Source organism: Curtobacterium sp. 22159, assembly GCF_052045775.1.
In the GTDB taxonomy this organism is placed as follows: Bacteria; Actinomycetota; Actinomycetes; order Actinomycetales; family Microbacteriaceae; genus Curtobacterium.
The window spans coordinates 30,951-57,305 of record NZ_JBQEPN010000013.1 but is presented as its reverse complement, the minus strand read 5'-3'; the positions used below and the strand labels follow the sequence as shown (position 1 = coordinate 57,305).

Sequence of the window (26,355 nt, the reverse complement as noted above, 5' to 3'; positions counted from 1 at the left end):
TGTTCGTCTCCGATCTAAGAGTTGGCGTACGCGGCGCCACCCGCTAGTTCAAGAGCAGAGTAGGCGCCGCCAGCGGCAGTGCCCACCGTTCGGCTGACGCCGAGCCCCGCACCGAGGCCCCCGATTCCAAGCGTTGCCACACCGAGGACCGCTGCACCACCGACCGCCGACGCCGGAGCCCCGTCAACTGCCAGCGAGGCTACGTTAGCTGCGGAGCTGGCAGCGCCAAGAGCAAGGCCGAATCCAGCACCAACACCAGTCGCCGTCAATGCCAGTGAGGCGATTCCCAAGCCGAAACTTGCAATGCCAAGCCCAGTACCCCAGGCGCTTCGGCCGCTGGCGTCCGAACCGTTGATCGGGTCGTCGCCGGCATACGCGTACCGGTTGGCGTTGTTGGGGTCGAGGGGTGCGTCGAGGGTGTCACGTTCGATCCATCCGCCGGTGATGCTGGACTGCCACCGGTAGCCGAACTTGGTGAGCCCTGTATCGGTGTTGCTTGCGCGGAGCCCGTTCTTGTACCCGTAGGGGTTCTGCTTCCACTGCGCACTCGACCCGCCCGCGGTCACGCGCTCTGCGCCATAGGAGTCGTATGAGACGGTGAAGGCGACGTCACCGGTGTCAGCGATCGCCGCGGCGGGGTTTCCGATGCCGTCCACGACGTACATGCTGGTCGTTCCATCCGAGGTCCGGAGATCCAGTGCCTGCCCAGTGGTGGGGTCGCTGATCACCGCGGCCGTCCCGGTACCGGGAGTGGTGTGGTTTGCGATCACAGCGACACCATTGCTGTCGGACGTGCCATACGTGTAGTCGTACTCCGCTCCCCCGTCCGTGGACTGGTGAAGCAGCTTGAGCATGTCAGCGCCGGCGTACTCGTACCTCGTCTCGACGCCGTCCTTGGTGGACGCGGTGAGCTGCTGGGCACCGTTGTACGTGTACGTCTCACCCGGTGCTGCGGTCATGTTGCCGACCCCGTCGTAGGAGTACCCGGTGGTGGTGATCTGTCCGACCGCGTTGAAGCTCAGCTTCTGGTCACTGATGAGTGCACCTGATGCAGCGTTCGTGGTTTTCGCTTCGGTGCGGTTCCCGGCGGAGTCGTACGTGTACGACCAGTTGGTCGGGTTCGCCCCGCCCGTCTGGGTGATCCCGGTCAGCCGGTCCGTGGGTGTGGTCCCGTCGGCTGCGAGGTAGCCGTAGTTGGTGACCTGCCCGGTGATGTTGTCCTTGGACCACTGCAGCTTGTCGCGGTCGTTGACCGTGGACGCGGTGCAGTCCGGTGCCGTGGTCGATGCGACGTAGCAGTAGCTGGCGTCGACGACGGCGGTCGGGTTGCTGCTGTCTGCCCAGGCCTGCACCTTCGTGACCTTCCCGGACTTGTCGTACGTCAGCTTCTGGTGCGCCGCCCACGATCCCGGCTCGACACCAGCGGTCGCGGTGCTGGCAGCGCCGAGCCACGTGTCGGTGCGACGGCCCTGCTTGTCGGTGAGGTAGATCTGCTTCGCCGTGCCCGAGCCGGTCGGGTACGTCGTCGCGGTGAGCACCTCGGATGGGTCGTACTCGTGGGTCACAGAGCCGGTCTGATCCGTGACCTGCACCGTGTTCCCCGCGAGGTCATAGCCGTACGACACGGTCCCACCGCCGGCGGTGTTCACCGTGGAGGTGAGCCGGTTCCGCTGGTCATACGTGTTCGTGACCGTCCCCGTCGCCGAGACTTGGGTGAGCTGATTGCCGTTGCCGTCGTACGCGTTCGTCACCGTCGGCGTGCCGTCACTGAACGCGGTGGCGAGGAGCCGGTCATCGTTGTCGTACGTGTACGTGGTGACGCCGCCGCCTCCGTCGGTGTGGTTCTTCACCCGGCCGAAGTCGTCATAGGCGTACTTCTGCACCCCGAGGCTGGTACCCGTGGGCGGGGTGATCGCCCCGAGCTGGTTGTTCGTGTCGTACGTGTACGTGGTCGGGTTGCCGCTGTTCCCCGGAGCGGTCGCGGTTTTCACCGCACCCCACGCGTAGGGGTCGGTGTCCTTCTTGTTGTACGTCAACGTCGACGTCGCCGCCGGGTCACTGCCCGACTGGGACGACTGGGCGTTGCCGACACCGTCGTAGCCGATGCTGGTGCTGTTGCCGGAGCTGTCGGTGACCTTCGACGGCAAGTACGCCGTCGCCGACCCCGAACCGTAGTCAGCCGTGGATGCGGATCCAGTCCCGGATGTGGACTTCGTCAACGACTGGCTGCTGTTCTTGCCGTACTCGTTCGTCGTCGTCCCGGACCCAGCATCGCTGGCGGCGCCGGTGGTTGCCGTCGCGACGCCGTTGTTCGCCGAGTTGTAGGTGCGCGACCGCTCACGGCCCGCAGCGTCCACCGCCTTCGTGACGAGATCGTTGCCGTCCAGCGTGTACGTCGTGTGTGCTGCGTCGGCGACCGCCTTCGACTGGTCTGACCGCGGGTCCGCGACCTGCGTCGACGTGTCGGAGGCGTACGAGAAGCGGGTCACCGCCGCACCGGGTGACCCGGCGGTGGTGTTGCGCTGTTCGACGCTCGTGACGCGGTCCGAGGAGTCGTACGTGAACGCCGTCACCCCGCCCTCGGGCGCAGTGATCGAGGTGAGGTCCCCGTTCGTGTACGCGAACGTCGTCTTCGCACCCGTCGCGTCCGTGTACGTCGTGATGTCACCAGCGGCACTCTTCGCCCACGAAACGCTGCGACTGCTCGAGCCGCTCGTCTGCGAGAAGGTCTGCACCCCGTTCGCGTACGACGACTGGGCCGTCCGCGCACCCGCCACACCTGCCGTGGAGACGATCGTCGTCAACGCGTACCCGTCGGAGGTGTTGAAGCTGACCTGGTTGCCGTTGCGGTCCACGACCGAGGTCGGCTGTCCCGCCAGGTTGAAGTGCGTGGTCGAGTTCGTCGTCCACCCCTTCAACTGGTACTCATGCGTGTTCGCGTTGTCGACACGTGTCAGGGTCTGCTGCAGACCAGCGGGCGTGGTGAACGCGCCCTGCGTGGTCGTGGCCTTGAACTGCCACGTCGTACCCGCCGCGTCCGTGTAGACCACACCGGACGCGTTCGCAGTGAGGTCACCCGCGCCAGCCAGGGCGTACTGCCACCGGTTCGCGTCGCGCGTGGTGCTGCTCGCGACCGTCGTGCTGCGAGAGTTGTACGCCGCACCGATGACCGTGTTCTGCGTCACCCCCGGCAGGCTCAGCGCGCTCGTCGTGACCAGCAGGTTCCCGGTGCCGACATCGACACTGGCGTTGGTCTGATCCGTGATCGGGAACGGCAGCGTCGTCGCGGACTTCCGCTGCCCAGTGCGGTTGGTGTCCGCTGGCCCACCTCGCAACGAGTTGTAGACACCCTGCAGATCGACCACGAAGTCGGTCGCCCCGCTCGACATGTTCCGGATCCGGATCTTCCCGTTCGCCCCCACCGGAACGATCGTCGTCGTCGTCCGGATCGACGACGCCGGACCGTAGTTGATCGCGCTGACATCAGTCTCCGTCGCGCCGTCAGCCCACACCTTCGCGTACCCGCGTGTCGTCCCGTCGTGCACAGCCGTCAACGTGACCGCGACCGCGGACAGCCCACCCTCGACCGACGGCACACCAGCACGAGCACCCGCGACCTGCACCGCGATCGAACCGTTCCCCGCCACGGTCGACCCGCTCCGAGTATCGAGCAGCCGTCCGGTCTGCGGCGTGAACCCACCACCCGGGTTCGACGGGAGGAAGTACCCCTGCACGTCGATCAGAACGTCGATCGTGCCGCCCTTGGCCGCCAACGTCACCTTCCCGTCAGCGCTGAGCGCGACCTGCGCACTCATCGCCGTGCTCACGCCCTGCGTTGACACGTAGTTCAACACACCAGTGCTCGGGCTGCCGTCCGCCGGGTACGGCGACACCCACCCAGCGCCCCCGCCACTGTTGGCCACGACGACACTCATCGCGACGGCCGCCGCTCCTGCCGGCACACCACCGTTCCCGGCCACCTGGAACGTGATCGAGTCCGCCCCCGACAGTTGCCTCTTCGGGACCCCCGTCCCCGAACGGGTATCGACGATCCGCGCCGGCGCGACCGGCACGAACCCGCCCGCGCTGACACCGTTCTGCGTGCTCGTGTAGTAGCCGGTGACGTTCAACGACACGCTCTCAGCTGACTCGGACATGATCTGCACCGAACCGCCGTCCCCGACCGCGAGCAACGCCGTGTTCGACGTGTTCCCGCCCACACCCGCCCGGTAGATCATCATCAGGTTGCTCGGCGTCGACGCATCCGCTCGGCCGAACAGCTGCCCCTGCGACTGCGGGTTCGCGACCGTCACCATCACGCTGATCGCGCCGATCCCGGACGTCGGCAGTCCACCGACCCCGGCGATCTGGACGCTCTGCCACACACCGGCCTTCGTCGTCGCTGCGAAGACCTTCGCGTTCTCCGGCAGGGGAACGAACTGACCACCAGTCCCGGTGACCTCCGCCCGTGCAGCCTGCGGCGGCGACACCACCGCCAGCAACGACCCCAGCAACCCCACGAGCGCGATCACGGCCAACGCGACCCAGCGAGCACGAGCAGACGACAACGACGATGCGAACACGCGCACAACCCCTCAACACGGCCGCAGCAAGCTATGACACCCCCATGGCGTCGCTGAGCAACCATCAAGGACGTTACGGAGCATCCCTCACCCCCGCACCCCCAGTAACGGGGGGAGAAACGGCACTCGGCGAACCGGTACGGCACGAGCGCGGACTACGCGACGATGCGCTCCCGCGCGAGGTCGGCGATCAGCCGCTCGAGCCGAGGCCCGCGGCCCAGCATCCGCCGGGACCCCGGCGCCGCCCGGACGAAGAACGTCGCGACCGCGGCCGTGTCGTCCGGCCGGACGTAGTGCATCGCGACGGCCCAGGAACGACCGTCACCGTGCACGTCCTCGAGACCGACGTGCACCATGCGGCTCCACCGGATGACGAGCAGCCGCGTGGCCCGACGCTCCTCGAGTTCCCACAGGGACGCTTCGGTCGCCCCGAACGCCCATGTCACGCGGTGTCCGAGCGAGACCTCGGGTCGGACGGACTCGATCGAGGTCCGGAGCTCGGGGGTCGGCGCTGCGGGGACGAGCCACACGGTGGGGTCGATGCGACGGATCGCGAGGGCGAGCGCGTCGTCCTCCCGGCGTCGGCGCAGCGACTGCGCCCGGACGACCGCGACCGCGATCAGGAGGAGGCCCAGGCTGATCGCCACCACCTCGGCCACACCGAAGTACGTCAGGTCGGTGCCGGGCGCCGTCGCGACGACGATGATGCGTGCGGTCAGGAGTGCCGCCCAGACGCCGACGACGACCCAGCGGAGGACCGCGAGGCGCCGGGCCGAGGACATCGGGCCACCGCCGTTCCGGCGGGCGCGACCGAAACGCGGAACACGGTCGGGTCGCCTCAGCACCCTCCGATCCTCGCACGAGCGGATCGTCGTCGGCTGGCCCGGAGCGGTGAACGCCCGCCGAACCGCCCGGAGACGACATGGACGACTGTCAGCCCACGCGCGGCGGGTTCGACCTACGCTCAGCCCGTGAGTCCCGACTTCGAGCGCGCCCCCGCTGACCCCGGCGGCCCGCCCCGACCGGTGGACGCCAGCGAGCCGACGACCGCCGGCAGGCCGGTGCCCCGCCCAGCGCTGCTGGCCGCCGCGGTCGGGCTGGTCGCCGCCGCGGCGTTCTTCGCTGCGGCGGAGCTCGGCGCCCTCGTGCTCGGTGGCGCGGGGAGTCCGCTGGTCGCTGTCGGTTCCGCCGTCATCGACCTCGCTCCCCGCGGCGCCAAGGACCTGATGGTCACGTTGTTCGGCACGGGTGACAAGGTGGCGCTGTTCGTCCTGATGGCCGTGCTCGTCGCCGCGATCTCCGCCGCCGCGGGCGTCCTCGAGCGTGCTCGCCCGCCGCTCGGCGCGCTCGTGTTCGCCGCCGGAGGTGTCCTGTCGTTGCTCGCCGTCACCACGCGGTCCGACAGCGGCACGTTGGACGGTGCTCCCTCGGTGCTCGGGGTGGCCGCCGCGATCATCGTGCTCCGGCTCCTGGTCCGGCGCCTCCGTCGGTGGGAGACAGTGACCGCGATCCCCTCCGCGCGCGGAGCAGCGGCCGGCCCTGCAGTCCCCGAACGGCGGGCGTTCCTGGTCTGGGGCGTGACCGCGGCGACCCTCGCGGTCGTGGTGGGCGGCGCCTCCCGGCTGGGCACCTCAGCGATGCAGGCGGCCGCTGCTGCGCGCCGTGCGATCCGGTTGCCGGCCGCCGCGACGGCGGCACCGACGGTGCCGGCGGGGGCTTCGCTCGACGTCACGGGCATCACCCCGTACATCACGCCGAACGCGGACTTCTACCGGATCGACACCGCGCTGCGGGTGCCGTCGATCGACACGGCGGGCTGGCGGCTCCGGATCCACGGCGCCGTGGACCACGAGGTCGAGCTCACCTGGGACGAGCTGCTCGCCCTGCCCCTCGAGGAGCACCACGCCACCCTGAGCTGCGTCTCGAACGAGGTCGGCGGGGACCTCATCGGCAACGCCCTGTGGCTCGGCTACCCGATCCGTCACCTCCTCGAGCGCGCGGGGCCCCACGGGGACGCGGACATGGTGCTCTCCCGCAGCATCGACGGGTTCTCCGCCGGCACCCCGCTGGACGTCCTGCAGGACCCCGGCACGGCCGCGCTCCTCGCCGTCGGCATGAACGGCGAGCCCCTGCCGCCGGAGCACGGGTTCCCGGTCCGGATGGTCGTCCCCGGGCTCTTCGGGTACGTCTCGGCGACCAAGTGGGTCACCGAACTCGAGGTGACGCGGTTCGCGGACGCACAGGGCTACTGGACGCCTCGGGGCTGGTCGGCGCGCGGCCCCGTGAAGCTCGAATCGAGGATCGACACCCCACGAGCGGGCTCGACCGTGCGGACGGGCTCGACGGTCGCCGTGGCGGGGGTCGCCTGGCAGCCGCACACGGGCGTGAAGGCCGTGCAGGTCCGGATCGGTCACGGGGACTGGCAGGAGGCGACGCTCGCCGATTCGGTGTCGGCCGACACCTGGCGGCAGTGGGTCTACCGGTGGACGCCGACGAAGGGCTCGCACCGGATCCAGGTGCGTGCGGTCAGCGCCGACGGCGAGGTGCAGACGAGCGTGGAGCGGCCGCCGGCGCCGGACGGGGCGTCGGGGTGGCACACGGTCGAGGTGCGCGCGACCTGACGTGGTCACTGGACCGCGGTGGTGCAGCGCAGGCCTGGAGGCGCAGCCCGGCTCCCGCGGGACCGCCCGGATTCAGACGGTGCGCGTCGCGACGATGCAGGTCCCGTCCACCTCGGCATCGGACTCGACGGACGCGCTGAAGCCGGCGGCCGCGAACACCGCCGCGGACACGGGCGCCTGCGCTTCCGACACCTCGATGACGACGGCACCGCCCGGACGGAGCCACTCCCCCGCCCCCGCGGCGATCCGCCGGTGCAGGTGGAGGCCGTCGGCACCGCCGTCGAGGGCGACCCGGTGCTCGTGGTCCCGCGCTTCCGTCGGCATCGTCGCGATCGACGCCGTCGGGACGTACGGCGCGTTCACCGCGATGACGTCCACGGCACCCCGCAGTCGTTCCGGCAGCGGTTCGAACAGGTCACCGGCGACGACGATGCCCCGGTCTCCGATGTTCTCGGCCGCGACGTCCACGGCGTCGGGGTCGATGTCCGCCGCGACGAGGTCGAGCGCCCCCACCCGGCCCAGCAGTGCGACGGAGATCGCTCCGGCTCCGCAGCACAGGTCGACGACCCGGTCGTACCGCTGCAGACGGCGGGCGGCGTGCTCGACGACGACGGTCGTCCGGGCTCGCGGCACGAAGACGCCGGGCGTGACACGCACACGGTGCCCGTCGAACGCCGCCCAGCCGAGGACGTACTCCAGCGGTTCCCCGCCCAGTCGCCGCTGCACGAGCGACCGCAGGCGTGCGGCATCACCGGCGCCGGCCTCGAGCAGGAGGTCGGCTTCGTCCTCGGCGAAGACGCTGCCCGCGGCCCGGAGTCGGGCCGCGAGCGCGTCACGCGGGGCAGTGGTCAAGCAGCACCGTCGAACATGGAGGTGACCGATCCGTCGTCGAACACCTCGTGGATGGCGCGGGCGATGAGCGGGGCGATCGGCAGGACCTCGAGCCGGTCCCACCGCTTCTCCTCCGGCAGCGGCAGGGTGTCGGTCACGACGACCCGGTCGATGAACTCGCTCTGCAGCAGTTCCGTCGCCGGGTCGGAGAACACGGCGTGCGTCGCGGCGACCACGACACCGGTGGCCCCGGCGTTCTTGAGCGCTTCCGCCGCCTTGGCGATGGTGCGTCCGGTGTCGATGAGGTCGTCGACGAGCAGGCAGACCCGGCCGGAGACGTCACCGACGATCTCGTGCACGGTGACCTGGTTCGGCACGAGCGGGTCACGCCGCTTGTGGATGATCGCGAGCGGCGCGCCGAGCTTCTCGGACCAGATGTCCGCCACGCGCACCCGGCCCATGTCCGGGGACACGACGGTCAGCGTGGAGGGGTCGAGGATCTGCTGGAAACGCTCGAGCAGGACGGGCATCGCGAACAGGTGGTCGACGGGTCCGTCGAAGAAGCCCTGGATCTGCGCAGCGTGCAGGTCGACGCTCATGATCCGGTGCGCACCCGCGGCCTTGAACAGGTCGGCGACGAGGCGGGCGGAGATCGGCTCGCGACCGCGGCCCTTCTTGTCCTGCCGGGCGTACGGGTAGAACGGCGCGACGACGGTGATGCGCTTCGCCGAGGCACGCTTCAGGGCGTCCACCATGATGAGTTGCTCCATGAGCCACTCGTTGATGGGCGCGGTGTGCGACTGGATGACGAAGGCGTCGCAGCCGCGGACCGACTCGTCGAAGCGAGCGTAGAGCTCACCGTTCGCGAAGGTCCGGGCGTCGGTCGGGACGAGATCGACACCGAGTTCTTCGGCGATCTCGGCCGAGAGCGCCGGGTGTGCTCGCCCCGAGACGAGGACGAGTCGTTTCTGGCCGGTCGTTTTGATTCCGGACAAGTGCGGTGCTCACTCCCTGACCCCGCCGGGGCCGTGTCGATCGGCCCGAGAGCCGTCAGATCTGTTCGCCGTTCGCGCGCCGAGCGGCCTCGGCAGCCGGCGTGCCGGGTCGGTGTTCCTCGACCCATCCGTCGGTGTTGCGCTGTGGGGCGTAGCTGATGGCCAGCGCGCCGGCCGGGACGTCCTTGCGGACGGTCGTCCCCGCGCCGGTGTACGCTCCGTCACCAATCCTAACCGGGGCGACGAACACGTTGTGCGAGCCGGTCCGGACGTTCGACCCGACCTCGGTCCGGTGCTTGGCGACGCCGTCGTAGTTCGCGGTGATCGTGTTCGCGCCGATGTTGGAGTCCTCGCCCACCTCGGCATCGCCGATGTACGACAGGTGCGGGACCTTGCTGCCCCGTCCGATCGTGGCGTTCTTCGTCTCGACGAAGGTGCCGATCTTGCCGTGCTCACCGAGGATCGTGCCGGGGCGGAGGTACGCGAAGGGTCCGACCGAGGCGCCGTCCCCGATGACCGCCAGGGTGGCGTCGACGCGGTTCACGACCGCGCCCGCACCCACCTCGGTGTCGCGGAGCGTGCAGTCCGGACCGACCACCGCCCCGCTCGCGACGGCCGTGGCGCCGACGAGTTGGGTGCCGGGGAGGATCTCGGCGTCGGGTTCGATCGTCACGTCGAGGTCGATCCACGTCGTCGCCGGGTCCTGCACCGTGACCCCGGCCAGCTGGTGCCGACGGACGATGCGGGCGTTCAGCTCGCGGGCGGCGTCGGCGAGCTGCGCACGGTCGTTGATGCCGGCGACGAGCCACGGATCGGTCAGGGTCACGACGTCGACGAGCCCACCCCGGTCGGCGATGAGGCTCGGCGCGTCGGTGATGTACTTCTCGCCCTGCGCGTTCGCCGTGGTCAGTGCGGGCAGGACCGCTCGGAGGTGCGTGACGTCGAACGCGTAGATGCCGGCGTTCGCCTCGGTGATGGCGAGTTGCTCCGGGGTGGCGTCCTTGTGCTCGACGACGCCGACGAACCCACCGGAGGCGTCGCGGACGACCCGACCGAGGCCGGTCGGGTCCGGCGCGATCGCACTGACCAGGGTGGCGGCGTTCGACCCACCGACGTGCACGTCCACGAGGCGGCGGAGCGATTCGGCGTCGAGCAGCGGGACGTCGCCGGAGAGCACGACGACCGCGCCGTCGAAGTCGGCCGGGAGGGCCTGGACGGCGACCTCGACCGCACGACCCGTCCCGGGGACGTCGTCCTGGTCGACGAGGATCGCGTCGGGTGCCCGCTCGACGACCTCGGCCGCGACCCGGTCACGCTCGTGCCGGACGACGACGGCGACGTGGTCCGGGCCGAGGGACGACGCCGTCCGCAGCACGTGCGCGATGAGCGGGAGCCCTGCGAGGCGGTGCAGGACCTTCGGGGTGGACGACTTCATGCGCGTGCCCTGCCCGGCGGCGAGGACGACGACGGCGATCCGCTGGTCGGTCATGGCTCCATCCTGGCGCACCGAGCCTGCGCGGAGGGACCGGACCACGCCTCCTGTGCGCGACACCGCACTCGACCGCACCTGTGGAGGACGACCGCCGTGTCCAGGACGGGCGTCAGCGGGAGGCCGTCGCCCCGCGGGGCTCCCGCCGCACGAAGGCCATCAACACGAGCCCGACGACGAGCACCAGCACGACGCCGATGATCCCGAACCGCGTCGACCCGCCGACGGTCACCGCGATGCCGAACAGCGCCGGCGCGATGAACGACGCCGCCCGACCGGTGGTGGCGTACAGGCCGAAGAGCTCGCCCTCCCGTCCGGGTGTCGCGAGCCGCGACAGGTACGCCCGTGAGGACGCCTGCACCGGACCGACGAAGAGCGCGAGCGCCAGCCCGAGCACCCAGAAGCCGTCGCGTGCGGTGCCGATGAGGAAGACGCCCAGTCCGGTGACGACCAGCCCGATGAGCGAGACGGTGATGATCGTCCGCGACCCGAAGCGGTCGTCGAGCCACCCCGACGCGAAGGTCGCGACCCCGGCCACGACGTTCGCCGCGATGGCGAACAGGATCACCTGCGAGGCGGAGAAGCCGAACACCTGGCCGGCGATGATCCCGCCGAAGGTGAAGACCGCGCCGACGCCGTCACGGAACACCGCGCTCGCGAGCAGGAACGCCAGCACGTTCCGGCGCTCCCGCCAGAGCCGGGCGACGTCGCGGACGAGGTCCCGGTAGGCGCCGAGCACGCCGCCACGGCCGGCCGACGGGACCGGTGCCGCCTCGGGGACCACGACGAACAACGGGATCGAACTGACCGCCAGCCAGACCGCCGCGATGCCGATCGCGATCCGCACGTCCCACTGCCCCGTCGCGACCGTGGCCGGGAGCTGCAGCAGGCCGGCCACCCCGGGGTGCCCGAAGTCCTGGATGCACAGCACGAGCAGGACGACGAGGAGCACGATGCCACCGAAGTACCCGGCGGCCCAACCGATCGCGGACACGCGGCCCTTCTGCTCGCCGGTCGCCACCTGACCGAGCATCGCGTTGTAGCCGACGCTCGCGATCTCGTAGGCGACGGTGCCGATCCCGAGCAGGGCCGCGCCGAGCACCAGGTACGGCTGGCTCGGCGCGACGAACACCATGCCGACGATCGAGAGCGCGACCCCGATCGTCGCGATGAGCACCGACCGGCGACGGTGCCCGGAGGAGTCCGCGAGCCGCCCGACCGCCGGGGCGACGATCGCGACGACGATCCCGGCGATCGTGAGCGCCGTCGAGACGACGGCGGCGTTGTGGGCGAGCTCGCGTTCCACGAGCGCCGTGCCGGCTGCGGAGGTGTCAGCGACGAGTGCCGGGTCGACGAAGGCGCGGCTCGCCAGGTACGCGCTGAAGACGAAGGTCGTCACGACGGCGTTGAACGCGGCGGAGCCCCAGTCCCAGAGTGCCCAGGACACGAGCGCGCGGCGGTCGGTGCGCTGCGGCACCGCCGCCGCGGGTTGAGCGGTCATGCGCGAACCGTAGCGCGTCCGGGTGACGTGGCGGTGGCCCCGGTGCTGGCGTGCCGGCGCAGGGGGTGACGGACTGGAGGCGCGGCGCGGATCCGGCCCGCGCCTCCCGTCCGGCGGCCGGTCACGACGCAGACGGGACGCCTCCCGGGTAGACGACCGACTTGAGCGATGCGGGGTCGGTGTCGCTCTCGAGCGCCTCACGGACGTCGTCGAGCCCGAAGCGACCCGTGACGAGCGAGTCGAGGTCGACCTGCCCGGACGCCACCAGGGCGATCGCGACCGGCCAGGTCCGGGTGTACCGGAAGATGCCCGTCACCGTGACCTCGAGGTTCTGGATGTGCTCCACCGGCAGGGTCATCTCGGAGTTGCCGAGCCCGACCAGGACGGCTGCTCCGGCGGGCCCGACGGCCTTGATGCCGTCCGACACCGCGCGCGGCGCACCGCTGGCGTCGATGAACGCGTCCACCGGGACGATGTCGGACGCGACCTGGACGACCGTCGGGTCGACGACCTCCGTCGCGCCGTACGACAGCGCCCGCTCACGCCGCTCGGCGACGAGGTCGCTCACGACGATGCGGGTGGCACCGAAGGCCCGGGCGGCCTGCGCGCAGATGATGCCGATCGGGCCGGCACCGGCGATGAGCACCGACGACCCGGGGACGATCCCGGCCTTGCGGACCGCGGCGATGCCGACCGACAGGGGTTCGAGCAGTGCGCCGGCCTCGAACGACACCGAGTCCGGCAGGGTGTGCGCGAAGCCCGACTCGATCGTGACGAAATCGGCGAACGCGCCGTCCACCGGGGGTGTCGCGTAGAAGCGCATGTGCGGGCAGAGGTTGTACCGCCCGGCGAGGCACTGCTCGCAGTGGTGGCAGGGCCGCTGCGGCTCGATCGCCACGCGTTCGCCGACCCGCGCGGGGTCGACGCCCTCGCCGACGGCGGCGATCGTGCCGGAGAGCTCGTGGCCGAGGACGAGCGGCTCCTCGACGACGAAGTCGCCGATGCGTCCGTGCCGGTAGTAGTGGACGTCGGAACCGCAGACGCCGACGGCCGCGACGCGCACGAGCACGTCGCCGGGGTCGACGGCGGGGACGGGACGTTCTTCGACGGTCAGGTCCTGGGTGCCGAGCAGGACACTGACGCGCTGGCGGTCGACGGTGGTCACGGGATCCTCGATTCTCCGGCCGCGACGGCGCGGTCGGTGGGTGGTTCGGTGGCGGGCAGTCCGCCGACGGGGTCGAGCAGGAGGTCACGGAAGCCGAGTTCGGCGGCCCCGCGGAGCAGGACGTCGGCGCCGAGGGCCGCGGGGGCGATGCGGAGCCGTTCGGTGACGGCTGCCATCGACTGCGCCCGGACGGCCGACTCGATGCGGTCGCCGACGTGCTCGAGCAGCACGCCGAGGAACCCGCCGAGGACGACCACCGCGGGGTTGACGGTGTGGATCGCGTTGCGGAGCGCCGTCGCCAGGGCGGTGACCTGCCGGTCGACGACCCGCTCGACCTCTGGCCGACGCTCGGCGAGCACGGCCGCGAGCGCTGCCGGGTCGTCCGGCGCGACGCCCGCCGCGGTGACCAGGTCGTCCCGCGAGGCCTCCGTCTCGAGGCACCCGACGGCGCCGCAGTGGCACCGGACGCCGTTCGCCGCGACGAAGGTGTGGCCGAGTTCCCCGGCGTACCCGTCCGCGCCGCTGAGGGGCCGCGCGGCGCTGATCACGCCGCCGCCGATGCCGCTCGCGCCGCCGTTGAGGTAGATGAGGTCGTCGACGCCGCGGCCGCTGCCGTACAGCCGTTCGGCCCAGGCGCCGGTGTTGGCGTCGTTCGTGGCGCGGACGGGCAGGCCGGTCCGGGTGGCGAGGGGCCCGGCGACGGGCTCGTCGTGCCAGCCGAGGTGCGGTGCGTAGCGGACGACGCCGTCCTCGACCCGGACGGTGCCGGGCACCGCGACGCCGATGCCGGCGACACGCACGGGGGCGGTGCCGGCCCCCGTCAGCTCGTCGAGCGCGCGACCGATGGTCTCGATCGCCTCGGCCGCGGTGGGCGGCGCCTCCGACCGGACCACGGCACGTTCGCGCACGCTTCCGTCGAGCCCGACGAGGGCGACCGTGACGGCGTCGACCTCGACGGTGACCGCGACGGAGACGACGTCCGCGGTGGCCCGGACGACCGGGCTCGGCCGTCCGACCGACGCACCGCTCCCACCGGCACCGGCAGCCGTCGTGGCGCCCGCGCTCTCCTCGTGCACGAGCCCGAGCGCGACGAGCTCCCCGACGATCGCCAGCGTGGTCGAGCGGTTCAGCCCGGTGCGTCGGGTGAGTTCGGCGCGGGTGAGCGGCCCGTCCTCGTGGACGAGCCGCAGGACCCGCGCCGTGTTGCCGGCGACGGGTGCGGGTCGGTTCCCGCTCACCGTGACCGCGAGAACGCCGCGTCGAAGGAGGCCGCTGGCGGCGCGATCGTCCCGAGGCGCCGCACGAACGCCAGCGCCTCCGGTCCGCCGACGAGCCGGTCCATCCCGGCGTCCTCCCACTCCACGCTCGTCGGCCCGTCGTAGCCGATGTGGTTCAGGACACGGAACACCCGCTCCCACGGCACGTCCCCGTGCCCGGCGGTGACGAAGTCCCACCCGCGGCGGGGGTCACCCCACGGCAGGTGCGAGGACAGCCGGCCGTTGCGCCCGTCGAGCTGCTTGACCGACTCCTTGCAGTGCACGTGGTAGATGCGGTCGGCGAAGTCGAGGAGGAACGCGGCGGGGTCGAGGTCCTGCCAGACGAAGTGCGACGGGTCGAAGTTGAAGCCGAACGACGGCCGGTCCGCGAAGACCGACAGCGCACGCTGGGCGGTCCAGTAGTCGTAGGCGATCTCGGAGGGGTGCACCTCGAGGGCGAACCGCACCCCGACCTCCTCGAAGACGTCGAGGATCGGCGACCACCGGTCGTGGAAGTCCTGGTACCCGGCGTCGATCATCGCCGGCGGCACGGGCGGGAACCCGGCGACGGTCTTCCAGATCGACGAGCCGGAGAACCCGGTCACCGTGTCGACGCCGAGCGCGGCGGCGGCACGCGCCGTCCACTGCAGCTCCTCGGCGGCGCGCTGCCGGACGCCCTCGGGGTCGCCGTCGCCCCACACGCGCGGGGGCACGATGTCCTCGTGGCGTTGGTCGATCGGGTCGTCGCACACTGCCTGTCCGACGAGGTGGTTCGCGATCGTCCACACCCCGAGCCCGTTGCGTTCGAGGATCGCCTTCCGGTCGGCGACGTACTCCGGGTCCGTCGCTGCTCGCCGGACGTCGAGGTGGTCCCCCCAGCAGGCGATCTCCAGGCCGTCGTAGCCCCACTCGCCGGCGAGACGCGCGACCTCTTCGAACGGCAGGTCCGCCCACTGGCCGGTGAACAGCGTCACCGGCCGGGAGGCACGGGTCGTCTCCGTCATGCTGTTTCCTTCCTCCTGTGGCCGGGTCACCAGGACCCGGGCGTCGCGTCAGCGGGGACGAGGGTCGGCCGCTCGACGCGTGACCGCACCTCGACGACGGTGTGCTCGCGTGCCGCCGTCCCGATGGACTCCATCACCTCGAGCACGTGGAACGCCAGTTCCCCGGAGGCCCGGTGGGGCCGGCCGGTGGCGATCGCGTGCGCCATGTCGGCGAGGCCGTACCCACGGCCCGCGTCGGCGTAGCCCGCTGACACCGGCACCCCGCGCCACTCGCGGTCGTCGGCGGTGGCGATCGACACCGGGTCGGAGAACCGGTTCGGGTCGGGGACCGCGAGGCTGCCGGCGGTGCCGTGCACCTCGAACAGCGGTGCGCGCGTCGCCCAGACCTCGAACGAGACGGTCAGGGTGGAGACCACACCGTTCGCGTGCTCGAGGACGGCCACCACGTGGGTGTCCACGTCCACGGGGATGGGTGCGCCCGCGAAGGGGCCCGTCGCGACCGTGCGTTCGCGGGTGGAGCGGGTGGCGCTGCCGCTGACGCTGGCGACCGGTCCGAAGAACTGGACGAGACTGGTCAGGTAGTACGGCCCCATGTCGAGCAGCGGGCCGCCGCCGGGCTGGTAGTAGAACGCGGGCGCGGGGTGCCAGAGCTCGTGTCCCGGGGCGCTCCACGACACGGCGGCTCCCACCGGGTCTCCGATGCGCCCGCCGTCGATGGCGGCGCGTGCGGTCTGGATCCCGGTGCCGAGCACGGTGTCCGGCGCGCTCCCGACCCGCAGCGCCCGGTCCTCGGCGAGCGCCAGCACGGGAGCCGCCTCGGCCGTGGTCAGGGCGAGGGGCTTCTCGCCGTAGACGTGCTTGCCCGCCTGCAGCGCCCGGGTCGCGACCTCGGCGTGCGCCGCGGGGATCGTCAGGTTGAGCACGACGTCGACGTCGTCGGATGCGAGCAGCTCGTCGACGGAGACGCCCCGGACGCCCTGCTCGGCGCCGACCGCCCGTGCCCGCCCGACGTCGAGGTCCGCCACCGCGGTCAGGGCCAGGCCCGGCAGCGTCGGGAGGTGCTCGAAGTACTGCTGGCTGATGTTCCCCACGCCGACGACGCCGACGCGCAGCGGCTGGTCGCTCATCGTGCTGCCCACAGGAGTCCCCGTTCGATGACGGTGCGGAGCGGCTGCGACTCGACGACCTCGAGCCGGTGCCCGGGCGCCGACACGAACACGCGCCCCTCTCCCCACTGCCGGGTCCAGATCGCGGGTGCGGTGACCGGTCGGTTCCAGGCGTCGAAGTCGCGGGCCTCCTGCGTGGTGGTCGCGAGGACGTCGTTGTACTCGTCGGAGAGCACCCAGTACTGCTCGGTCACCAGGTCGAAGTCGTCGATGCCCTCGGTGATGGGGTGTGTCCGCCCGAGCTCGGTGATGTGCACGGTGTAGGGGATGTAGTTGTCGGACTGCTCACCCGTGCGCTCCGACGGGTGCTTGCCGGCGTGGTGGGCGAACTGTCCGCCGATCATGTGCAGGTAGTCGGCGGTGTTCCGGAACGCGTCGGCGATCCCGCCGTGCCACCCGGCGAGCCCGGCACCGTGCAGCACGGCCCGCTGCAGCCCGGCGAACTCGTCGTCCGCGATCGTGGACATCGTGACGACCTGGACGATCAGGTCCACGGTGTCCATGACGTCCGCGTCGGCGTACACGGCGGTCGAGTCCGACACCCGGACGTCGAAGCCGTTGTCCCGCAGGAAGGGGAGGAACAGGTCCGTGGTCTCGACCGGCTGGTGGCCGTCCCATCCGCCCCGGACGACGAGGGCCGTCCGCTCGGCGGTCACGCGGTCACCGTCCAGCTGCTGCCGTCTGCGGCGCTGCGCTCCACCGCGTCGAGGACCCGCTGGACGTGCAGGCCGTCCTCGAACGAGGGGGACGGGTCGGCGCCGGCGACGATCGCCTCGACGAAGTCCTTCACCTGGTGGCTGAAGGTGTGTTCGTAGCCGATGAGGTGCCCGGTCGGCCACCACGCCGCCATGTACGGGTGCTCCGGCTCGGTGACGAGGATCCGCTGGAACCCCTGCTCGCCCACCGGCGCGGTCGCGTCGTAGAGGCGGAGCTCGTTCATGGACTCGAGGTCGAACTGGATCGCGCCGGCCGAGCCGCTGATCTCGAGCGTGAGCCCGTTCTTCCGGCCGGTCGCGTAGCGCGTCGCCTCGAAGGAGCCGATCGCGCCGTCGGCAGCGCCGCCGGCGAGTCGTCCGAGGAAGAACGCGGCGTCGTCGACGGTGACCTGTCCGCGTTCGCTCGACGCGGTGCCGGACAGCCCGACGCCCTCGGCCATGAGCGGGCGTTCGTGCACGAAGGTCTCGAGCGTGCCGGACACGCTGGCGAGCTGGGCGCCGGTGACGTGCTCGACGAGGTCGATCGCGTGTGCGCCGATGTCGCCGAGCGAGCCCGAGCCGGCGAGCGCCTTGTCCAGGCGCCACGTCATCGGGCCGTCCTCGTCCGCCAACCAGTCCTGCAGGTAGAGCGCGCGGACCTGCCGGACGGTGCCGAGCCTCCCGGCCTCCACGAGCTGCCGCGCGAACGCGATGGCGGGCACCCGGCGGTAGCTGAAGCCGACCATCGCGCGGACGCCGCGCGCCCGGGCCGTCGCGGCGGCCGATGCCATGGCCTCGGCCTCCTCGACGGTGTTGGCGAGGGGTTTCTCGCAGAGCACGTGCTTGCCGGCCTCCAGGGCGGCGATGGCCACCTCGACGTGCGAGGACCCCGGCGAGACGATGTCGACCACGTCGGTCTCGGGGTCGGCCACGACCGCCCGCCAGTCCGTCGACGCGGCCTGCCAGCCGTACTTCGCCCGGGCCGCCTCGGTCCGGTCGGGATCACGGCCGACGACCACGGCCATCTCCGGCTCGACCGCGAGGTCGAAGAACCTCGGGGCGGTCCGCCACGCCTGCGAGTGCGCGGCTCCCATGAAGCCGTGTCCCACCATGGCGACCCGAAGTCGTTCCTGTGCCATCCGCTCGCTCCTTTGCGATCACGTCCTTGCCACAGCCAACACTACCGCTTATGTTGGGCGCGGCAACATTTTGTTTCGACGACGAACGGTGATTCACCATGGCAACGACGCCCACCCGTGCAGACAAGTTCTCCTTCGGTCTCTGGACCATCGGCTACAACGGCACCGACCCGTTCGGTGGCCCCACCCGCCCGGCCCTCGACGTGGTCGAGGCGGTCGAGAAGCTCGACGAGCTCGGCGCCTACGGCCTGACCTTCCACGACGACGACCTCTTCGCGTTCGGATCCACCGATGCCGAGCGGCAGACCCAGATCGACCGGCTCAAGGGCGCGCTCGACGCCACCGGGATCGTCGTGCCGATGGTCACGACGAACCTGTTCTCGGCGCCGGTGTTCAAGGACGGCGGCTTCACCTCGAACGACCGTCAGGTGCGCCGGTTCGCGCTCCGCAAGGTCCTCCGCAACATCGACCTCGCCGCCGAGCTCGGCGCGTCGACGTTCGTCATGTGGGGCGGCCGCGAGGGTGCCGAGTACGACAGCGCCAAGGACGTGCAGGCCGCACTCGAGCGCTACCGCGAGGCCGTGAACCTCCTCGCCCAGTACGTCACCGACAAGGGCTACGGCATCCGGTTCGCGATCGAGCCGAAGCCGAACGAGCCCCGCGGCGACATCCTGCTGCCGACCCTCGGCCACGCGATCGCCTTCACCGAGACGCTCGAGCGCCCGGAGCTGTTCGGCATCAACCCCGAGGTCGGCCACGAGCAGATGGCCGGCCTGAACTTCACGGCCGGCATCGCCCAGGCGCTCTACCAGGGCAAACTCTTCCACATCGACCTCAACGGGCAGCGGGGCATCAAGTACGACCAGGACCTCGTGTTCGGCCACGGCGACCTGCAGAACGCGTTCTCGCTCGTCGACCTGCTCGAGCACGGCGCTCCCCAGGGCGGCCCCGCGTACGACGGCCCCCGCCACTTCGACTACAAGCCGTCGCGCACCGAGGACATCAACGGCGTGTGGGACTCCGCGGCCGCGAACATGCGCATGTACCTGCTCCTCAAGGAGCGCGCCGAGGCGTTCCGCGCCGACCCCGAGGTGCAGGCGGCGCTCGAGGCGTCGAAGGTGACCGAGCTGTCGACGCCGACGCTGAACGACGGCGAGTCCTACGACGACTTCCTCGCCGACCGGTCCGCGTTCGAGGACTTCGACGCCGACGCGTACTTCGGCGGCAAGGGCTTCGGCTTCGTCAAGCTGCAGCAGCTGGCCATCGAGCACCTCATGGGCGCTCGTTGAGCCAGCAGCTCGTCGCGGGGGTGGATTCCTCCACGCAGTCGTGCAAGGTCACGGTCCGTGACGCGGTCACGGGTGCGGTCGTCCGGGAGGGACGCGCGTCCCACCCGGACGGCACCGCCGTCGACCCGCAGCACTGGTGGGACGCGCTCGGCGCCGCGATCGCGGACGCCGGCGGCCTCGACGACGTCGCCGCAATCGCGATCGCGGGCCAGCAGCACGGCATGGTCGCCCTCGACGCCGACGGCCACGTCGTCCGCGACGCACTCCTGTGGAACGACGTGCGCAGCGCGGATGCGGCCGCGCAGATGGTCGAGGAACTCGGCCAGGAGGCGTGGGTCGCCCGCACGGGCCTGGTCCCGGTGGCCTCGTTCACCGGCACCAAGCTCCGCTGGCTCCGCGACACCGAACCCGACAACGCTGCCCGCGTCGCCGCCGTCGCGCTCCCCCACGACTGGCTGTCGTGGCGGCTGCGCGGCTACGGCCCAGCAGACCAGAGCCCCCACGGACCGGACCTCGACGCGCTCGCCACCGACGCCTCCGACGCCTCCGGGACCGCGTACTGGGACCCCGTGCGCCGCGAGTACGACCCCGACCTGTTCACCCTCGCGCTCGGCCGGCCGATGCGCGTCGCCGAGACCGGGGACGACGACGCCGTCATCGTGCCACGGGTCGTCGACCCTGACGAACCGATGGGCACCCTCGACGTCGACGTGCCCTTGCCCCACGGTGTCGTCGCCCCGTTGGGCCTCGTCATCGGTCCGGGACTCGGCGACAACGCCGGCGCCGCGCTCGGCCTCGGGCTCGGCCCCGGCGACGTCGCCGTGTCCCTCGGCACCAGCGGCACCGTCTTCGGCGTCACCGACGCCGAAGTACGCGACCCGAGCGGGACCGTCGCGGGCTTCGCCGACGGGACCGGGTCACGCCTGCCGATCGTCACCACCCTGAACGCGGCCCGCGTGCTCGAGGTGATCGGCGGCCTCCTCGGCGCCGACCACGACCAACTCGGCGAGCTCGCCCTGCAGGCACCCGCGGGCGCCGACGGCCTCGTGCTCGTGCCGTACTTCGTCGGCGAACGCACCCCGAACCGTCCCGACGCGACCGCGTCCCTGACCGGCATGACACCGGCGACGACGGACCGGCCGCACCTGGCCCGCGCCGCCGTCGAGGGCATGCTGTGCGCCCTCGCGGACGGACTCGCGGCCGTCGAGGACACCGGCGTCACCGTGACGCGGCTGCTGCTCATCGGCGGCGCCGCACGCAACGACGCCGTCCGCGCCGTCGCCGCCCAGGTGTTCGGCCGCGACGTCCTCGTGCCCGAACCCGGCGAGTACGTCGCCGCCGGAGCCGCCAAACAGGCCGCATGGGTCCTCAGCGGCACCCTCCCGCACTGGGAACCCGACACCACCGTCGTCCCCGGCGACCCCCACCCCCACGTGCTCGAGCAGTACCGCGCCGCCGCGCGCTGACCGACACTCCCGGCCCCCGGCACCGCAGCCCGCGGTGCCGGGGGCATCATCGTCCCCGGAGGACACCGCATGCCACTGACCGACCTGCCCCTCGACGAGCTCCGCCGCTACCGCCCGGAGGTCCGTCGGCCCGACGACTTCGACGCGTTCTGGTCGGACACCATCGCGTCCGCACGTGCCGCCGGCGCCGGGATCGCCCCCGTCCTGGCTCCCGCGCAGACCCCGGTGACCGGGCTGGTCATCGAGGACCTGACCTTCCCCGGCTTCGCGGGCGACCCGGTCCGGGCGTGGGTCTCCCGCCCGGTCGCCGCCGCGGGCCCCCTGCCCGTCGTCGTGGAGTTCCTCGGCTACAACGGCGGCCGCGGGCTGCCCGGCGAACGCGTCGCGTGGGCGCTGGCCGGGTACGTGCACGTGGTCATGGACACCCGCGGTCAGGGCAGCGGATGGGGTTCCGGCGGCGACACGCCGGACCCGCACGGCTCCGGACCGCACATCGGCGGCTGGATGACCGCCGGCATCGGGTCCCCGGCCGACCACTACTACCGCCGCGTGTACACCGACGCCGTCCGGCTGGTCGAGGCGGTCCGCACGCTGCCCGGCGTCGACCCCGACCGGATCGCGCTCACCGGCGGGAGCCAGGGCGGCGGCATCACGATCGCGGCGGCGGCCCTCGTCGAGGCGCACGTCGGCCCGCTCGTCGCGGTGCTGCCGGACGTCGCGTTCCTCAGCGACTGGGAACACGGCACGGACGTCGCGGTCGGCGGCCCGTACCTCGAGCTCGCGGCGTACCTGTCGGTGCACCGCGACGCCGCCGACACCGTGTGGGACACCGCCGCGTACCTCGACGCGGTGCACTTCGCCGCACGCATCACGGCCCCCGCGCTCTTCTCCGTCGCGCTCATGGACGACGTCGTGCCGCCGAGGACGACCTTCGCGGCGTACAACGCGCTCGCGTCGACGGACACGGCGATCGAGGTCTACCCGTACAACGGTCACGAGGGTGGCGGCTTCGCGCACTGGGAGCGTCAGGTGGCGTTCCTGCGGGCGCGGACCGCTCCCGCGCGGTGACCGAGCGGGTCACGGCTGCGGCCTTCCGCAGCGCGTTCCACAGGGCCGGGGATGCCGAACCGCTGGCGCTCCCGGACGGCGAGGTGGTCGGGTCCTCGGCGGACGACGCGATCGCGGTGTTGGCGGCGCTGCGTGCCACGGCGTGGCCCCGGAACGAATCCGTCGCGGACGGTGACGCGTTGCCGACGGTACGGGTCTGGCCGGCTCCGGACGTGCAGGTCGACTGCTTCCTCGGCTGGGGTCCGCCGGTGACGTTCGACCTCGACCTGCGGCAGATCGTCGACGACGACGCACTCGCGGCGCTGCTCGGCCTCGTGCGCCTCGTCTGTTCGACCACCGGCAAGGACGTCGTCGTGTGCCCCGAGGGTGAGCGCGGGGTCGAGGTGGTGCGCGTGTCCGCTCAGGACGGTCGGGTGACGCTGTCCCCGCTCGGACCGGTCAGCTCCCGACGAGCGCGGTGACGGCGTCGACCACGACCTGCCGCCGCCGCGCGGGCACCACGGCCGCCGTCAGGGCGTCGAACTCCGGGGACGCCTCGCTCCAGAACGCGGCGACGTGCAGCACGAGGCCGAGCAGGACGGCGGGCCGGTAGGCGCGAGGCAGCACACCGGCGCGCTGGGCACGCTCGACCTCGGCGACCGCGGCCGTGTTCCGGTCGACGACGGCCTGCAGCGGGGCGACCGCCGCGCGTTCCAGGCGGTGCCACGTCACGAGGCGCTGCGCCCAGGGCCGGCGGACCCACGCGTCGTGCAGTCGAGCGGCGTACCCGGGGAGGTCACCCGTGTCGAGCGGCACCTCGTCGAACGTCTCGGTCACGGTCTGTTCCACGAGGGCGTCGAACAGCCCTTCCTTGCTGCCGAAGTAGTGGAAGACCTGCGCCTTGTTGCTCGACGACGCCGCGGCGATGCGTTCGATCCGGGCACCGGCGAGCCCGACCGCGGCGAACTCCTCGCGGGCCGCGAGCAGGAGGCGGGCGCGCACCTCGTCGCTGGCTGGGGGCGTGAATCTGGCCATGCCGACCACCGTACCGACCGGAGCGCCCGGAGCCGGTGCGTCAGTTGATGCAGGTCCCCTGCTTGCCGTAGGCGTTGCCGACCGGGGTGGGTGACGGCGTCGCGGGGGTCGGCGCCGCGGACCCGTGCGAGCCGGAGCCCGAACCGGCGCCACCGGCCGAGCCCGAACCGCCGGCCGACCCGGCGCCGCCGGTGGACGCGGCGCTCGCGACCGTGTGACCGTCCGTCCCGAGCACGAGCGTCACGCCGGACACCGTCGACGACTGCACGGCGGTGGCACCGGGCACGACGTCCGCGACCGCCTTCGCCTGCGCCTCGGACCCCTTCGGGTACTCGACGACCGTGGCCGAGGTGGTCGTGGTGTCGGACGGCGCCCCGACGACGAAGCCCTTCGCCGTGAGTGCCGCCGACGCCGCGGTGGCACCGCCCGGCGTCGAGCCGCCGTTCTGCACCGACACGTGGACGCTGGACGGTGCCGCTGCCTTCGCCGCCGTGTAGGCCGGCGGTGCGCCGACGATGCTCTGGATGAACGCCGGCATCGCCCCGAAGTCCACCGCCACGGTGGAGTACCCGTCGATGGTGGGCGTGCCCGAGGTCGGGATCGCCGTGGACCGGATGTCCGACAGGTCGATGCTGCGGAAGGTGTTGACGAGGCCGGGGATGCTCAGCCCGTCGTCGATCTGCACCGCGTCGCCGACGCCGTGCAGCAGTGCCGAGACCTTGACGGGGTCGAGCAGCGTTCCCGCGGAGAGCACCCGTCGTGCCTCCTGCGAGAGGAAGTACTGCTGCCGGACCTCGCGGTCGAGGTCGCCGCGCGGGAGTCCGTCGCGCTGACGGACGAAGGAGAGCGCCTGCGAGGCGTTCAGCGTCGACACCCCGGCGGGCAGGTCCACGTTGGAGTTCGGGTCGTGGGCGGGCTCGTTGAGGCAGACCTGGATCGGACCGAGCGCCTTCACCAGTTCGTAGAAGCCGAGGAGCGAGACGCGGACGAAGTGGTCGATCGACAGTCCGCTCATGTTCTCGATGGTCTGGATGAGCAGCCGCATCCCGCCGGCGTCTCCCCCGCCGTTCGCCGCGCCGTCCGAGTACGCGCTGTTCAGCTTGAACGTGCCGTGCCCGGGGATGGGCACCCAGGAGTCGCGGGGGAAGGAGATCATCGTCGCGCTGCCGCCGCCGGCCGGGATGTGCAGGACGATCATCGTGTCGGTGTTCGTCGCGCCGCCGTCGAGCTGCGTACCGAGCTCGGCGAGTTCCTCGGGGGTGGCGTCCGCCGGGCGGTGGTCGTCGCCGACGAGCAGGATGTTCTGCGCCGCCCCGTCCGCGTCCGGCGCCGACGAGGAGTGCGGCAGGGCGATGTGGACCTTCGTCAGGCTGTTGTCGAGCTGCGCGTACGACCAGGCCGCGTAGCCACCGGTGAGGACGAGCGCCATCGCGAGGACGCCGCCGATCGCCGGGAACAGCACGCGGCCGCCGCGACGCTGCCGTCCGTGCCGGACGGCGACACGCTCCTGGGGAACGTCCGGGGTCGCACCCTCGCTTCGATCGTCACGCATGGCGTCACCATAGGGAAGAAGGCTCCACGGGGCGGGGGTGCACGCCTGAGAAGTCGCGCACCGCACCTGGGAATGCGCGCGGGAGTCGCGCGCGGCGAGGAGCTGGCCGACGGCCTCACCCGGGCGGACTCCACACGGGAGCGCCGCTCACCGCCTCGGCGATGCGCCGGCTGATCACCCCGAGCTGCTTCGTCTGCGCCGGGGTGAGCGCGTCGAAGACGACACGGTGCACGAGCGCCTGGTGCCCCGGTGTGGACGCCGCGACCTGGTCGTGACCGGCGTCCGTGAGTTCGGCGAGGGTGAACCGGCCGTCGGTCGGGTCGACCACGCGACGGACCCAGCCCTTCTGCTCGAGCCGGGTGACCGCGCGCGACAACCGCGAGAGCGTGCAGCTCGCGGCGGCGGCGAGGACGCTCATCCGGAGGGTCCGGTCGGGCTCGGCGTCGAGGGCGAACAGCACGCCGTGCTCGAAGTGCGTGAGGCCGCTGTCCCGTTGGAGCTGGGCGTCGAGTGCCGTCGGGAGTCGCTCGAGCACGGTCGCGAGCGCCACCCAGACCTCGAGCTGCTCGCTGCTCAACGGGGTGCGCTCCTCCGGCTGCGTCATGCGTCGATGGTACCGGTGTGACTTGCCCGGGCAAGTCAACTGCCCTACCGTGACTTGCTCAGGCAAGTAATCGACAGGAGTGGACATGGATCTCGGACTCACCGGCAGGACGGCGTTCGTCAGCGGATCGACGCAGGGCATCGGGTACGCGGTCGCCGCGTCGCTCGCGGCCGAGGGAGCACGGGTGGTGGTCAACGGACGCAACGGACGACGCGTCGACGCTGCGGTGGGACGGCTCCGCGCGGCGCACCCCGGCGCCGAGGTCTCGGGCCTGGCGGCGGACCTCGGCGACGCGGGCGAGGTCGCACGGCTCGTCGACCGCCTCCCCACCGTCGACGTCCTCGTGAACAACGTGGGGCAGTTCGGCCTCGCCCCGTTCGACTCGATCGACGACGACGAATGGTCGCGCTTCCTCGACGTCAACCTCATGAGCGGCGTCCGCCTGTCCCGGGCGTTGCTCGGCGGGATGCTCGACCGCGGATGGGGGCGCGTGGTGTTCATCAGCAGCGAGTCCGGCGTGGACGTCCCGGTCGACATGGTGCACTACGGCGTGACGAAGGCCGCGGTGCTCGCGCTGGGGAACGGCCTCGCGAAGCGCACCCGCGGGACGGGCGTCACGGTCAACACCGTCCTCGGCGGTCCGACGTACTCCGACGGTGTCGCCGCGGCCGTCGAGTCGATCGCCGCTGCGCGGTCGGCACCGGTCGAGACGGTCCGGGCGGAGGTGATCGGGCAGAACCGCACGACGCTGCTGGAGCGGTTCATCGAGCCCGAGGAGATCGCGGACCTGGTGGCCTACCTGGCGAGCCCGCGGTCGTCCGCAACGAACGGTGCCGCGATCCGCGCGGACGGCGGCGTCCTCACGACGATGCTCTGAACCGAACGAACCGAACGAGCCGAACGAGCCGAACGAGCCG

General features: G+C 71.8%; 21 protein-coding genes. 6 read left to right on the top strand and 15 right to left on the bottom strand.

All coding sequences use genetic code 11. The annotated features are described in order from the left end of the window. Positions 1 to 14 precede the first annotated feature (14 nt). Positions 15 to 4,583: a beta strand repeat-containing protein gene (locus ACTJKO_RS14790; RefSeq protein WP_440689904.1), complete on the bottom strand. Its 4,569-nt coding sequence runs from the start codon at positions 4,581 to 4,583 to the stop codon at positions 15 to 17. 155 nt (positions 4,584 to 4,738) lie between these two features. After that, complete coding sequence (locus ACTJKO_RS14785; RefSeq protein ID WP_440689903.1) at positions 4,739 to 5,365, bottom strand: hypothetical protein; 627 nt, start codon at positions 5,363 to 5,365, stop codon at positions 4,739 to 4,741. Positions 5,366 to 5,554: 189 nt separating this feature from the next. Here ACTJKO_RS14785 and ACTJKO_RS14780 point away from each other — a divergent pair, with 189 nt between their 5' ends. Then, positions 5,555 to 7,204 carry a molybdopterin-dependent oxidoreductase gene (locus tag ACTJKO_RS14780; protein WP_440689902.1) on the top strand — a complete coding sequence of 550 codons (1,650 nt, stop codon included), beginning with the start codon at positions 5,555 to 5,557 and terminating at the stop codon, positions 7,202 to 7,204. Positions 7,205 to 7,276: 72 nt separating this feature from the next. On the opposite strand, the gene ACTJKO_RS14775 is transcribed toward ACTJKO_RS14780, so the two are convergent. The 10 genes from ACTJKO_RS14775 to ACTJKO_RS14730 all read right to left on the bottom strand — a co-directional run bounded on the left by ACTJKO_RS14775 (position 7,277) and on the right by ACTJKO_RS14730 (position 18,445). Continuing rightward, positions 7,277 to 8,056, bottom strand: coding sequence for a putative protein N(5)-glutamine methyltransferase (locus ACTJKO_RS14775; protein ID WP_440689901.1), 780 nt, complete (start codon positions 8,054 to 8,056; stop codon positions 7,277 to 7,279). Continuing rightward, positions 8,053 to 9,030, bottom strand: coding sequence for a ribose-phosphate diphosphokinase (locus tag ACTJKO_RS14770; RefSeq protein ID WP_440689900.1), 978 nt, complete (start codon positions 9,028 to 9,030; stop codon positions 8,053 to 8,055). The genes ACTJKO_RS14775 and ACTJKO_RS14770 overlap by 4 nt, the downstream gene beginning before the upstream one ends. Before the next feature lie 55 nt (positions 9,031 to 9,085). Beyond that, the gene (glmU, locus tag ACTJKO_RS14765; RefSeq protein WP_440689899.1) at positions 9,086 to 10,519 is read right to left on the bottom strand and encodes a bifunctional UDP-N-acetylglucosamine diphosphorylase/glucosamine-1-phosphate N-acetyltransferase GlmU; all 1,434 of its coding nucleotides are present in this window, start codon (positions 10,517 to 10,519) and stop codon (positions 9,086 to 9,088) included. 112 nt (positions 10,520 to 10,631) lie between these two features. Beyond that, positions 10,632 to 12,020 carry an MFS transporter gene (locus tag ACTJKO_RS14760; RefSeq protein WP_440689898.1) on the bottom strand — a complete coding sequence of 463 codons (1,389 nt, stop codon included), beginning with the start codon at positions 12,018 to 12,020 and terminating at the stop codon, positions 10,632 to 10,634. Between the two features lie 121 nt (positions 12,021 to 12,141). Continuing rightward, positions 12,142 to 13,185, bottom strand: coding sequence for an NAD(P)-dependent alcohol dehydrogenase (locus tag ACTJKO_RS14755; RefSeq protein WP_440689897.1), 1,044 nt, complete (start codon positions 13,183 to 13,185; stop codon positions 12,142 to 12,144). Continuing rightward, the gene (locus ACTJKO_RS14750; RefSeq protein WP_440689896.1) at positions 13,182 to 14,423 is read right to left on the bottom strand and encodes an ROK family transcriptional regulator; all 1,242 of its coding nucleotides are present in this window, start codon (positions 14,421 to 14,423) and stop codon (positions 13,182 to 13,184) included. The genes ACTJKO_RS14755 and ACTJKO_RS14750 overlap by 4 nt, the downstream gene beginning before the upstream one ends. Then, positions 14,420 to 15,445 carry a sugar phosphate isomerase/epimerase family protein gene (locus ACTJKO_RS14745; RefSeq protein ID WP_440689895.1) on the bottom strand — a complete coding sequence of 342 codons (1,026 nt, stop codon included), beginning with the start codon at positions 15,443 to 15,445 and terminating at the stop codon, positions 14,420 to 14,422. The genes ACTJKO_RS14750 and ACTJKO_RS14745 overlap by 4 nt, the downstream gene beginning before the upstream one ends. 26 nt (positions 15,446 to 15,471) lie before the next feature. Further along, positions 15,472 to 16,572, bottom strand: coding sequence for a Gfo/Idh/MocA family protein (locus ACTJKO_RS14740; RefSeq protein WP_440689894.1), 1,101 nt, complete (start codon positions 16,570 to 16,572; stop codon positions 15,472 to 15,474). Beyond that, positions 16,569 to 17,267 (bottom strand): ThuA domain-containing protein, encoded by a 699-nt coding sequence (locus ACTJKO_RS14735; protein ID WP_440689893.1) that lies wholly within the window; start codon positions 17,265 to 17,267, stop codon positions 16,569 to 16,571. Before ACTJKO_RS14735 ends, ACTJKO_RS14740 begins: the two co-directional genes overlap by 4 nt. Beyond that, positions 17,264 to 18,445, bottom strand: a complete 1,182-nt coding sequence (locus tag ACTJKO_RS14730) for a Gfo/Idh/MocA family protein (protein WP_440689892.1) — start codon at positions 18,443 to 18,445, stop codon at positions 17,264 to 17,266. The genes ACTJKO_RS14735 and ACTJKO_RS14730 overlap by 4 nt, the downstream gene beginning before the upstream one ends. Positions 18,446 to 18,543: 98 nt before the next feature. Between ACTJKO_RS14730 and xylA the strand changes: the two genes are divergently transcribed. From xylA to ACTJKO_RS14710, 4 genes are all read left to right on the top strand, one after another. Then, the gene (gene xylA / locus ACTJKO_RS14725; RefSeq protein WP_440689891.1) at positions 18,544 to 19,734 is read left to right on the top strand and encodes a xylose isomerase; all 1,191 of its coding nucleotides are present in this window, start codon (positions 18,544 to 18,546) and stop codon (positions 19,732 to 19,734) included. After that, the gene (locus ACTJKO_RS14720; protein ID WP_440689890.1) at positions 19,731 to 21,200 is read left to right on the top strand and encodes a xylulokinase; all 1,470 of its coding nucleotides are present in this window, start codon (positions 19,731 to 19,733) and stop codon (positions 21,198 to 21,200) included. The genes xylA and ACTJKO_RS14720 overlap by 4 nt, the downstream gene beginning before the upstream one ends. A gap of 69 nt (positions 21,201 to 21,269) precedes the next feature. Further along, a complete protein-coding gene (locus tag ACTJKO_RS14715; RefSeq protein WP_440689889.1) occupies positions 21,270 to 22,268 on the top strand; it encodes an acetylxylan esterase in 999 nt (332 codons plus the stop codon). Next, on the top strand, positions 22,265 to 22,729 hold the full coding sequence (locus tag ACTJKO_RS14710) for a hypothetical protein (RefSeq protein ID WP_440689888.1): 465 nt from the start codon (positions 22,265 to 22,267) through the stop codon (positions 22,727 to 22,729). Before ACTJKO_RS14715 ends, ACTJKO_RS14710 begins: the two co-directional genes overlap by 4 nt. On the opposite strand, the gene ACTJKO_RS14705 is transcribed toward ACTJKO_RS14710, so the two are convergent. From ACTJKO_RS14705 to ACTJKO_RS14695, 3 genes are all read right to left on the bottom strand, one after another. Beyond that, positions 22,707 to 23,282: a TetR family transcriptional regulator gene (locus ACTJKO_RS14705; protein ID WP_440689887.1), complete on the bottom strand. Its 576-nt coding sequence runs from the start codon at positions 23,280 to 23,282 to the stop codon at positions 22,707 to 22,709. The genes ACTJKO_RS14710 and ACTJKO_RS14705 overlap by 23 nt on opposite strands. 40 nt (positions 23,283 to 23,322) lie before the next feature. Continuing rightward, a complete protein-coding gene (locus ACTJKO_RS14700) occupies positions 23,323 to 24,834 on the bottom strand; it encodes an LCP family protein (protein WP_440689886.1) in 1,512 nt (503 codons plus the stop codon). Between the two features lie 115 nt (positions 24,835 to 24,949). After that, entirely contained in the window at positions 24,950 to 25,438 is a 489-nt protein-coding gene (locus ACTJKO_RS14695; protein ID WP_440689885.1) for a MarR family winged helix-turn-helix transcriptional regulator, read from the bottom strand. An 85-nt stretch (positions 25,439 to 25,523) separates the two neighbouring features. On the opposite strand from ACTJKO_RS14695, the gene ACTJKO_RS14690 reads away from it, so the two are divergent. After that, positions 25,524 to 26,315, top strand: a complete 792-nt coding sequence (locus ACTJKO_RS14690) for an SDR family NAD(P)-dependent oxidoreductase (RefSeq protein ID WP_440689884.1) — start codon at positions 25,524 to 25,526, stop codon at positions 26,313 to 26,315. The last annotated feature ends 40 nt before the right edge of the window (positions 26,316 to 26,355 follow it).

Coding starts and splice junctions, on each gene's coding strand:
- ACTJKO_RS14730 (WP_440689892.1), bottom strand. CDS start 18,445: ATGGCACAGGAACGACTTCGGGTCGCCATGGTGGGACACGGCTTCATG.
- glmU (WP_440689899.1), bottom strand. CDS start 10,519: ATGACCGACCAGCGGATCGCCGTCGTCGTCCTCGCCGCCGGGCAGGGC.
- ACTJKO_RS14760 (WP_440689898.1), bottom strand. CDS start 12,020: ATGACCGCTCAACCCGCGGCGGCGGTGCCGCAGCGCACCGACCGCCGC.
- ACTJKO_RS14700 (WP_440689886.1), bottom strand. CDS start 24,834: ATGCGTGACGATCGAAGCGAGGGTGCGACCCCGGACGTTCCCCAGGAG.
- ACTJKO_RS14715 (WP_440689889.1), top strand. CDS start 21,270: ATGCCACTGACCGACCTGCCCCTCGACGAGCTCCGCCGCTACCGCCCG.
- ACTJKO_RS14705 (WP_440689887.1), bottom strand. CDS start 23,282: ATGGCCAGATTCACGCCCCCAGCCAGCGACGAGGTGCGCGCCCGCCTC.
- ACTJKO_RS14785 (WP_440689903.1), bottom strand. CDS start 5,365: ATGTCCTCGGCCCGGCGCCTCGCGGTCCTCCGCTGGGTCGTCGTCGGC.
- ACTJKO_RS14695 (WP_440689885.1), bottom strand. CDS start 25,438: ATGACGCAGCCGGAGGAGCGCACCCCGTTGAGCAGCGAGCAGCTCGAG.
- xylA (WP_440689891.1), top strand. CDS start 18,544: ATGGCAACGACGCCCACCCGTGCAGACAAGTTCTCCTTCGGTCTCTGG.
- ACTJKO_RS14690 (WP_440689884.1), top strand. CDS start 25,524: ATGGATCTCGGACTCACCGGCAGGACGGCGTTCGTCAGCGGATCGACG.
- ACTJKO_RS14740 (WP_440689894.1), bottom strand. CDS start 16,572: ATGAGCGACCAGCCGCTGCGCGTCGGCGTCGTCGGCGTGGGGAACATC.
- ACTJKO_RS14745 (WP_440689895.1), bottom strand. CDS start 15,445: ATGACGGAGACGACCCGTGCCTCCCGGCCGGTGACGCTGTTCACCGGC.